At 43.5% G+C, this 10,781-nt stretch carries 7 protein-coding genes; 2 read left to right on the forward strand and 5 right to left on the reverse strand.

Going from position 1 to position 10,781, the window contains the following annotated elements; all coding sequences use genetic code 11:
* Positions 1–42: 42 nt before the first annotated feature.
* Entirely contained in the window at positions 43–2,838 is a 2,796-nt protein-coding gene (gene treY, locus I8752_RS19875; RefSeq protein ID WP_214434030.1) for a malto-oligosyltrehalose synthase, read from the forward strand.
* Between the two features lie 322 nt (positions 2,839–3,160).
* Positions 3,161–4,696, forward strand: a complete 1,536-nt coding sequence (locus tag I8752_RS19880; protein ID WP_214434024.1) for a trehalase family glycosidase — start codon at positions 3,161–3,163, stop codon at positions 4,694–4,696.
* Positions 4,697–4,900: 204 nt separating this feature from the next.
* Here I8752_RS19880 and I8752_RS19885 read toward each other — a convergent pair whose 3' ends face one another.
* The 5 genes from I8752_RS19885 to I8752_RS19905 all read right to left on the reverse strand — a co-directional run.
* A complete protein-coding gene (locus I8752_RS19885) occupies positions 4,901–7,846 on the reverse strand; it encodes a M16 family metallopeptidase (protein ID WP_214434025.1) in 2,946 nt (981 codons plus the stop codon).
* 143 nt (positions 7,847–7,989) lie between these two features.
* Positions 7,990–8,433, reverse strand: coding sequence for a VOC family protein (locus I8752_RS19890; RefSeq protein ID WP_214434026.1), 444 nt, complete (start codon positions 8,431–8,433; stop codon positions 7,990–7,992).
* 199 nt (positions 8,434–8,632) lie between these two features.
* Positions 8,633–8,872 carry a hypothetical protein gene (locus I8752_RS19895; protein ID WP_214434027.1) on the reverse strand — a complete coding sequence of 80 codons (240 nt, stop codon included), beginning with the start codon at positions 8,870–8,872 and terminating at the stop codon, positions 8,633–8,635.
* A 276-nt stretch (positions 8,873–9,148) separates the two neighbouring features.
* Entirely contained in the window at positions 9,149–9,697 is a 549-nt protein-coding gene (locus I8752_RS19900; RefSeq protein WP_214434028.1) for a phosphate-starvation-inducible PsiE family protein, read from the reverse strand.
* Between the two features lie 212 nt (positions 9,698–9,909).
* Positions 9,910–10,781: tetratricopeptide repeat protein (locus I8752_RS19905; protein WP_214434029.1), on the reverse strand; the 872-nt coding region annotated here is incomplete at its 5' end.

The following is a 10,781-nucleotide window of genomic DNA, read 5'->3' on the forward strand; positions in this document are numbered from 1 at the left end:
CCCAATCCCCAGTCCCCAATCCCCAATCCCAGAAACAAATCCATGCGAATCCCCACAGCAACTTATCGAATTCAATTCACTCCTCAGTTTGGCTTTGAAAATGCTCAAGCGATCGCGGCTTATTTGGCAGATTTAGGCATTTCTGATTTGTATGCTTCGCCGATTTTCTGGGCGCGCTCTGGTAGTACTCATGGTTATGATGTAGTAGATGCTGCTCAACTCAACCCAGAACTAGGAACTACTGAAGCATTTGAGGCATTAGTCAGCAAACTCCAATCACTTGGTATGGGTTGGTTGCAAGACATTGTGCCCAACCACATGGCTTATAGCAGCGAAAACCATTATTTAATGGATATATTGGAACACGGGCCAGATTCTGACTATACCGACTACTTCGACCTCAGTTGGAATGTTCCCTTTGGCGATCGCCAAGAGCGAATTCTCGCGCCGCTATTAGGAGATTTCTACGGTGTATCCCTGGAAAAAGGTGATATTCAACTGCAATATTCACAAACTGGTTTAACTGTCAACTATTACAGTTTAAAATTACCGTTGCGGTTAGAGTCCTATACCAAATTTCTGACTTACAATTTAGGCAAAATCACCCGCACTCTAGGACGCAATCATCCCGATTTCATCAAGTTATTAGGGATTCTCTACATTCTGAAAAATGTGCCTTCAGAAGTGGTCGGCAAACAGCGACAAGACCAAATCGCATTTATTAAAGGATTGATTTGGGAACTCTACAATACAAACGATGCTATCCATGAATTTATTGAGGAAAATCTCAAAATATTTAATGGTGAGCCGGGCAATTCAGATAGCTTTAACTTATTAGATGAATTATTAAGAGAGCAATTCTACCGTCTCTCCTTCTGGAAAGTTGGAGCGGAAGAAATGAACTACCGCCGTTTCTTTACTGTCAACGAACTCATTTCTGTGAAAGTAGAAGAAATGCGCGTGTTTAATAATACCCATTCTTTGATTCACCAGCTAGTTGCAGAAGGTAAATTTACAGGTTTACGAATTGACCATATTGATGGTCTTTATAACCCGTTACAGTATCTGGAAAGATTGCGGGAGAATATGGGTGATGTTTACATCACAGTTGAAAAAATCTTGGAACTTACCGAAGACTTGCCAGAAAATTGGGATATTCAAGGGACATCAGGATATGATTTTTTAAATTATGTAAATGGAGTTTTCTGTCAAACAGAAAATCAATCGGCATTCGATAAAATTTACCATGCTTTTATCAATTCGTCGGTAAGTTATGCATCTTTGGTTAAGGAGAAAAAGCATTTAATTCTGGAGAAAAATTTAGCAGGAGACATTGATAATCTATCTGTATTGCTTAAGAATATTTCTAGTAAATATCGCTATGGCAATGACTTTACTTTGAATGGATTAAAACGAGCGATCGCGGAAGTTTTAACGCTGTTTCCGATTTATCGCACTTACATCACCGCAGATGGAATATCAGATAGCGATCGCGCCTGTATCCAGGAAGTAATTCGTCAAGCCAGAGAACAAACGCCTCTATTGCAAAACGAGCTGACCTTTATTGAAAAGCTGATGCTGCTGGAGTTTGATGACTCTCTGACCCAGACAGAACGCGAACAATGGATATACTTTGTCTTGAGGATGCAGCAATACAGCGGGCCGTTGATGGCGAAAGGCGTAGAAGACACTACCCTATATGTTTATAATCGCTTGCTGTCGCTCAATGAAGTTGGGGGAAATCCCAGTCATTTTGGAATTTCCGCAGCCGAATTCCATACTTTTAACCGAAAGCACCAAGCAAACTGGCCGCACACAATGAATGGTACAGCCACCCACGATACCAAGCGCGGCGAAGACTTACGAGCCAGGATTAATGTGCTATCTGAACTTCCCCAAGAGTGGGAACAGCAGGTGAATACTTGGAGTTATCTCAATCAAGATCGTCGCAGCGATCGCCATGGGTTTGCTATGCCCGACCGCAACGATGAGTATTTTCTCTATCAAACTTTGGTAGGCGCATTTCCCTTTGACGATCGCGAACAATCATCCTTGGTGGAACGAGTAAAAGATTACATGATTAAAGCGATTCGGGAAGCGAAAGTACACACAGCATGGTTGCGACCCGATAGCGAGTACGAAGAAGCATGTGCCTCCTTTATTGATAAAATATTAGATCCTTCAATATCTGAGCAATTTTTAGCAGCCTTTCGCCCCTTTCAAGAGCGAATTGCCTACTATGGGATGTTCAATTCCCTTTCCCAGACTTTATTGAAGACGATTGCACCCGGCGTACCTGACTTCTATCAGGGAACAGAACTCTGGGAACTAAGTCTAGTCGATCCAGACAACCGTCGTCCAGTGGATTTTGAGCAGCGACGTGCTTACTTAAGCGCTATCCGCGAACAGATCGAGACAGACATTCTGAAACTAATTCAAGAATTGCTCAACGACAAAACAGATGGCAGAATCAAACTATTTTTAACAGCCCAACTACTCAAAGCCAGAACTGACTATCTCTCACTATTCCAAGAAGGTGACTATCTGCCATTAGAAATCAAAGGAACCCATGCCGATCGCATCCTCGCTTTTGCCCGGCGACAAGGCGATCGAACCGCAATTGCGATCGCGCCTCGCTTTTTGACTAGCCTGATTCAGCCTGGAGAGAATCCTTTAGGCGAATCGGTATGGCAAGATACACACCTGCAATTACCTAGTGGCACTTCCTCAGCCTGGAAAAACGTTTTAACCGAGCAACTCTTAAAGACGACAGGAACGCTACCTATTGGCGCAGCCCTCGCCGATTTTCCAGTTGCCCTGTTAGTTAGTGCTGAGTAAGGAGTTAGGGGTGAGGAGTTAGTTGTCGTAGAGACGCGATTAACCCTTGTCTGTACAAGAGTCAGTTGTCAGTTGTTAGAAAGCAATAGGCAATAGTTATTGTTCTTCCTCTGCTTTTCCTGCTCTTTACTCCTTACTCTCCACTTCCCAAGTAAAGATAAGATTATGACCAAATAATTACTAATTCGTAATTGATGGTACAAACTCCTTAATTTATTAATGGAGACACATTCAATGCGTAGCTCATTGTTTAAGAAAGCGCATTTATGCGTGGGGTAATTACGAATTACGAATTATCAATTACGAATTGGAGCGAAGCGACTTGACTACTAAATCTCCCAAAACTTCATCGCCATTCACTACCGCGCAGATTGACGCTGTGCGGGCGTATATCAAACGGACTTGGAAAACCTTGACGCGATCGCACGAACACCTGTTGCAATCTGCAAAGGATACCAAGCTAGAACACAAAAAAGAAAGTCGCTGGATTGTATATATTTCGCCCTCAGAAGAAACTCCTAACGTTCAGTCTGTACTAGAGCGATCGCTATCTGCAAAGGATATGCAACAACTTGAAATTCGCACTCTACCAACTGAAGTTGAGGCGATTAAACAGCATGGGTTGCTGTACCTGCCAGGGCCTTATGTCGTGCCTGGTGGACGTTTTAACGAAATGTACGGTTGGGACAGCTACTTTATATTACTGGGGCTGTTGCGCGATGGAGAATCGGAACTGGCGCAAAGCCAAGTAGATCAGTTACTGTATCAGGTGCAGCATTACGGCACTATCCTCAATGCCAACCGGACTTACATGCTGTCGCGATCGCAGCCACCCGTTCTCAGCATGATGGTGCTGGCGCTGTTCCAACACACCCAGGATGCAGAGTGGCTCAAGTCAACCTTACCAATGTTAGAGCAGTTTTACTACTACTGGGTAGTACCGCCTCACTTGAATCCCGCTACAGGTTTGTCTCGATTTTATGCTTTTGGCGAAGGCCCCGCGCCAGAAGTCTTGTTTTCCGAGCGGGATGAAGAAGGACGCAGCCATTACGATCGCGTCAAAGAGTATTACCAAAGATTTGAAATTGAGGATTATGATGTCACTCTGTTCTACGATCGCGAGAATGACAAACTAACCAACCTGTTTTACAAAGGCGATCGCACCATGCGCGAGTCGGGCTTTGATATCACTAATCGGTTTGGCCCTTTCAGTATTGATATTCTCCACTACGCTCCCGTGTGCCTCAACAGTCTGCTTTATCAAATGGAACAGGACTTGGCACAAATATACAATATTTTAGGGAACGAAGAAATAGCCAAGCAATGGCGCGGCCGAGCAGATATCCGCCGCGATCGCATTGACCGCTGCCTTTGGGATGAAGAAAAAGGACTTTATCTGGATTATCATTTCCAGACCGGAAAACGCCGCCGCTATGAATTTGCCACCACATTCTATCCCCTGTGGCTGGGTATAGCTTCAGATGCACAAGCCCAGCGCGTCGTCGAAAATCTCTCCTTATTTGAAGCCCCAGGAGGAATTTTTACCAGTACTCGCGTCACTGGTAATCAGTGGGATGCACCTTTTGGTTGGGCCCCGCTAACGATGGTTGCTGTCCAAGGACTACACCGCTACGGGTATCATGAAGAGGGCGATCGTATTGCTCTTAAGTTCCTGACTATGGTAGTTGAGGAATTCCAGCGTTACGGCACTATCGTCGAAAAATACGATGTAGAACGCTGTTCTGCCAAAGTTTCTGACGAAATCTGCTTTGGATACAGCTCCAACGAAATCGGCTTCGGCTGGACAAATGGGGTTGTTTTGGAACTTCTAGCAGCATTAAACCTGTACGAAGTATAAGAGCAGGGGGGCAAAGTGGAGCAACTTCGGAGGGTTCCCCCCGCCCTTGCAAACTTCGGTGACTCAGCAACGCCAGTCGCACGCCACTTGCTTCAAGCCGGGAAACCCGTCCAGCGCAGTGGCTCCTCAACGGGGGGAACCCCCGCACGGCGCTTCTCTCCGCAGCACTGATTCACCGCACAGCGCTGGCTCCTCAGCACTTCGCTATAAAAGACTAGGGCCAGCAGTTACCACCACAATTCGATCTGGATGCAGTAACTCACGAGCTGTTTGATTGACTTGAGCAAGGGTGACTTGCTGGATTTTTTGAGTAAATGAACGCACTTCTGATGCATCCATTTCGTACACCTGATTCTTCAAAATTATATTTGTTAATTCTTCTGGGTTTGCTAAAGAAACGTTATAGCTACTAATCAGCGTGCGCTTGGCCATATCTACATCTAGTGAAGTGACACCTTGTTGATGTATTTGCTGTAGTAGTTGATTAGTGCTGGTGATCGCCCTATTTGTATCTTCTGGACTAGTTTGCATTTCAATCCAAAATGTACCAACATTTCTTTGAGCTTGGAAGTAGCTGTAAATTCCGTAGGACAAACCTAGGCGATCGCGGATTTCTGCTCCTAGCCTACTAGATAGGGTATCGCCTCCTAAAATCTGATTTAACACCAAAGTTGCATAAAATCTGGGATCTCGACGGTTAATCCCGGTGTAACCCATATAAGTAATAGCCTGGACTTTCCCTGGTAGAACTGGGTTGACGCGCACTACTTTTTCTGGTGTTGACACTGTGGGATATTCTAGCTTTGGTGGTTGACCGCTAACTTGCCAGTTACCAAACTCTTTGCTGATGAGCGATCGCACTTTAGCAGGCTGAAAATCTCCTACCAGCACTAGCACTGTGGTATCTGGACGGTAATGTTTTGCCTTGAAAGCGATCGCATCTTCGCGCTTAATCTGTTCTAAACTTTCCTCTGTAGGAAAAGTGTGTAAGGGGTGTTTTTTCGGATAAACAGATTGGATAAATATTCTTTTTGCTACTTCTGTGGGATCGTCTAATTCGAGTTTGAGAGATGTTAAAGCTTGTTGGCGATTCAGTTCTAACTCTTTTTCCGGAAATGTACTATTTTTGATGACATCTGCCAATGTTTGAATCAAGGTAGGCAAGTCCCAAGCTAAACTGTTACCTTCAATACGCATACCTTCGCAGCGAGCTGTAAAATCGAGAGTAGCTCCTCGTTCTTCCAAGGTTTTAGCAAGAGTCAAAGCATCTTTTGTTTTAGTACCACTCATCAAGTTATCTGCTACTAAAGATGCTAGTCCGGCTCGATCTTCTGGGTCGAATTCTGTACCTGCTTTGATCTGTCCGCTTAAAGTGACAGTGGGAGTAGTTTTGTCAGGTAGTAATAAGACTTGCAGACCGTTAGCTAATGTAAATTGTTGTGGTAGCCCTGTCTTGATAGTATTTATTGTCTTATCTACAGGTGGTAAGTACTTCGCAATCTCTGATGGAGGTGGAGGCGGGCCAACAGATAAATTTTCTGTAGTTTTTGTTAATTGTGGTTGGTTAGTAACTTCTTTTGTCTGATTGAAAGTTGGTTCAAAAAAGCCCACTGTCCGAACTTCTGGTTTGAGATATTTGTTTAACACCTTCATAACATCCGCCGCACTCACTTGGCGGACAGCCGCTAAATAGCGGTCTGTAAAGCGATAATCACCAGCAGTTGTCTGATCGTTACCTAATTGCATTGCCTGACTGGTGAGATCGCGGTTACTCAAAATTACCGCAGCTTCTAACTGTGTTTTGGCTCGTTCTACTTCTTCTAATTTCACCCCAGTTTTGCCTAGATTAGCGATCGCATCACTCAATACCGAGTTAATTTTTGTCAAATCTGATTCGGCATTTGCTGTCATTAACAATTCGTACCAGCTTGATTCCCGCAGGCTGGCAACAGAAGCTGTAATGTCACTTGCTAAACCTGAATCCACTAATGCTTGATAGAGATGAGAATTTCGTCCTCCTGTCAAGACGTAATCCATGACATCTAATGCAGGGATATCTGGGTGATTTACATTTGGTAATGGATACACAACTTGCAACAGTGCCGCTGCTCCCTGTTCTCGTAAGACTATAGGAGTGCTGAGTGCTGAGTGCTGAGTGCTGAGTTGGGAGTACTGAGTCTTGAGTAAGAAGTTCTCTCTGTGCCCCTCTGCTCCTCTACCCCTCTGCTCCTCTGCCCCTCTACCCCTCTGCTCCTCTGCTCCTCTGCCCCTCTGCTCCTCTGCCCCTCTGCCCCTCTGCTCCTCTGCTCCTCTGCCCCTCTGCCCCTCTGCCTCCTGACTCTTTGGTATTTTGCCAAAAATCTCTTTAACTGTATTGAGGGTTTGTCTAGCTTGCACATCTCCAACGATCGTTAAAACGGCGTTATTGGGATTGTAGAAATTACGATAATACTTGCGTACTTGTTCGACTTGGAACTTCTCGACATCTGCTTTAGTGCCACCTATAGGCAACCCATAAGCATGATTAGGAAACACTGCCCGCATGACGGCGCGGTTGAGGCGATATTCTGGGCTATTTTCATAACCTTGTAACTCAGAAATTACTACCCGCTTTTCGTTTGCTAATTGCTCGCTATCAATTAGAGCATTTTGCATTCTATCTGCTTCTAGTATCAGTAGTGCTTTGAGCTTGTCCCGTTCTACAGTACCGTAATATGCAGTTTGATCGTAGTTGGTAAAGGCGTTGGAGTCACTGCCTAAAGCACTAAACAATTGTCCAAATTGAATTGGACGGTTTTTCGTGCCTTTAAACATCATGTGTTCTAGTTGGTGGGCAATGCCATTGACTCCTGGTTCTTCGTTGCGGGAGCCAATTTTATACCACATTTGTACGCTTACAACTGGTGCAGTATGCACCTCTTTAATTAAGACAGTTAAACCATTTTCTAAAACTGTCTTTTGGACGGTTTGTGTCAATGATAAATGTTTGATATTATTTGCAATTGATTTTTCTTGAGTATTAACGCCTCCGGATGAGGCTGCATAGTTGCTATTAGCAGGTTTACCGCCGAAAAGAAATACTGCAATCAGCCAAAGAGTTAATAATAGTAATGAAAAACGATAACGATACCCAACAGAAGATACAAACATTTTTTTGGTAGATATATAAATCTGTTTGCAGATTTATTGGCAATGATGAGAACAGTGTAATCTTTGGGAGTAATCTGTCACATCGGCAACACTACCAGAGAAAAATTGCTAAATAAGAAAAATCTATAAAGAAACCAGCTAATTTAGCTCAGTTTCGCTAACAATCGGATAAATTCTAGGGGTAGACCGTCAGCGTCAGCAATAAAAGCAACTTCCCAAATGCGATCGCCTATCTGCTGCTGTGTCGGTTCTAAAAGCACTTTCAGCGGTTGTAATTTTTCTGGTTGACTCTGGGCTGCTAATGCTACACGTTCTTTAATATTTGTCAACCAACTAGGTAAATCTGCTGTCATTCCAGTTAAGTCAAATGACAGATGATAGTAGCCTACGTAGTGTTCGTCTGTAAATGCATCCGGCGCTGGTTTGGGTTCGGGAATTTGGATGAGTTCAATTCTGCCGCCTAATCCTTCCATCCAGCACGCAAGGGTGTAGCCTGTAGTGAAGCGTTCGCAGACTGTAAACCCCAATATTTCATAAAAGGCGATCGCTCGATGAATATCCGCAGTCCGAATAGAAGCGTGGTGCATAATTTAGTCAAAAGTCAGTTGTCAGTTGTCAGTTGTCAGTAGTTAATAGTTATTCTCCTAGTCTTCTTCATTTTGCTCATTTCTCTATCTCCTCGCCAGTCATCTATTATCAGTCAACAATTGTTAGTAAAATGCAGCAAGCAGATAGAAATCAGTTGTTTAATAGCAACTGCTGCTTGCCGCTTCTAATTTGCCAATTCTACATTTTACCGTGTTGCATTACTTCTTGCAGATGATGGCGAATTTGTTGTGCTTGCTCTATATCAGACTGCCGCAATTTTTGGAACAATTCTACACAAGGCTGAGAGTTAGCTTGTTGTGCATCTTTGATGTAAGTATCGTATGCTCTAACAGCTTCAGCTTTATTATGCAGTACAGTGAGAAAATCGTACTCTAGGTTGCTAATGGGTTCTTGGGAATGTCCGTTACCTGTAGTCATAAATTTACCCTGTTTAAGGTTTCCAATTAATTTTTACTCGTACTAATAGAGCCATTCATCTGCCCAAAAGCGTAGAAAAAAGTACAAAGGCTGCGTAAGCAGCCTCAATCGATAGAAGTTCGATATTGCTACTCATGGCTGAGTTTATCTAGCCAGAGAATGACCTCCTATTGGTCTATTTGTACCACGAACACCCATAAATCCCGTTGGCAAACTAGAATCTCATGTGAATAATCGCACAACTAGGGTATGAAATTTCTTTCTCACTCCTCACTTTTACCCTAGAGGTTGATGCTCATCATAGCGGCGTGAATATTGAAATTCCAGTTCGTTTTGCCGTTCTTTATTTGCTTGAGGAACAATAGGACATAACTTGGTGTTTGCACTTATGCAATCCATGTGTGGGGTTTTAGCACACACTATTAATAACCCACCTAGAATTAACAATAACCCACAAATTGCAGCTGTATGAATGCCAGAAATTTCTAGCGCACCGTGAACAACTATCTCTCGCAGTACAGATACAATTGTGACTTCAACTGCTACCCCAACAGCGATGCTATGCTCTTGCAAATACACCATTAAAAGTCGAAATAACTCCACCAAAATTAATACGAATAGTATTTTTGAAGTCACCGCTTTATAGTCTAGTGGCTGCGTGACAGCAACGATTATTCCCCACAACTGTATCACCATGACGGCGAACAAACCCAAACACAAGACAATCACAATTAAGTCTTGGAAAGCCTCCATATTGCGAACGATCGCATGTCGATCGAGCCAGCGATCGCAAAATAAAAATCGACTCTTGAAGCGCTTTTGCATGTACGTTTCCATTTCAATTGGGACTAGTTCACACCACACCAGCCAATTCACCCAATAATCTTATGTTACGCAATCTGCAAGCATCGCGCCTCAGCGAGGTTGGTAATTTAGTTGTTCGCTGATGACTGATAACTGTTGGAGATATTTATGAACTAACATTTACAGCACAATAATGAAAACTTCTTTCCCAGCCAACAGTTAACAGTCAACAATCAACGTTTTAAATTTTGTGCTTGTTGCAACAATTGTGCGGCATTATTCGCCCATTGAGGATTATTTTGGGCATTGTATAAATCTCTGGCGTATTGGAATACTTGCGCTGCTTCTGCAAATTGCTTTTGCTGCATAAAAACTAACCCAGCGCCATAATAAGCATTAGGATAGTTAGAGTTAGCTTGGGCTGATTTTCTAAAAGCTTCTAATGCTTCTATTAATTTGCCTTTACTAAACCAAATTGTGCCTAGATTATAGTGAGCTTCTGGATATTTAGGATTAATTCTTAGTGCCTGACGGAATGCTTCTCTGGCTTGGTCGAGTTTACCTTGTTGGAGATAACACATACCAATATGGTAGGGAGGCTCTGGCGCATTTTTACTATATTCCATTGCTTTTTTAAAAGATGCGATCGCCTGTTCCCAATTTCCTTGTTGCTCTCGTACCAATCCTAAATTATAGTGAGCAAAACCGAGTTTGGGGTCGAGTTCCAAGGCTCGTTGTAAGTAATCGTTTGCTTGCTGTAAATTATTTCCTTCTAACAATGCTCCGCCTAAATTGGCAAAGGCTAAGGCAAATTTAGGATCGGCTTGAGTTGCTCGATAAAATGCTTCTGCTGCTGGCTTTAATTGTCCGGTTTGTCGCAGCGCTAGCCCTAAATTGTAATGTGCTGCCGCTAAATTTGGATCGAGTTGGGTTGCTTGGTTAAAAGCTGCGATTGCATCTTGTACCCTTCCCGTTTGAATTAACTGTAACCCCTGGTTTAACCAGTCTATGGCAGTTTGCACTCTCGATTGTGCCAGCCTTGGGGAGGCGGGGAGAGATGAGGGAGATGAGGAGGATGAGGGAGATGAGGGGGATGAGGGCTGTC

It is taken from the genome of Dendronalium phyllosphericum CENA369, from assembly GCF_016056275.1.
GTDB lineage: Bacteria > Cyanobacteriota > Cyanobacteriia > Cyanobacteriales > Nostocaceae > Dendronalium > Dendronalium phyllosphericum.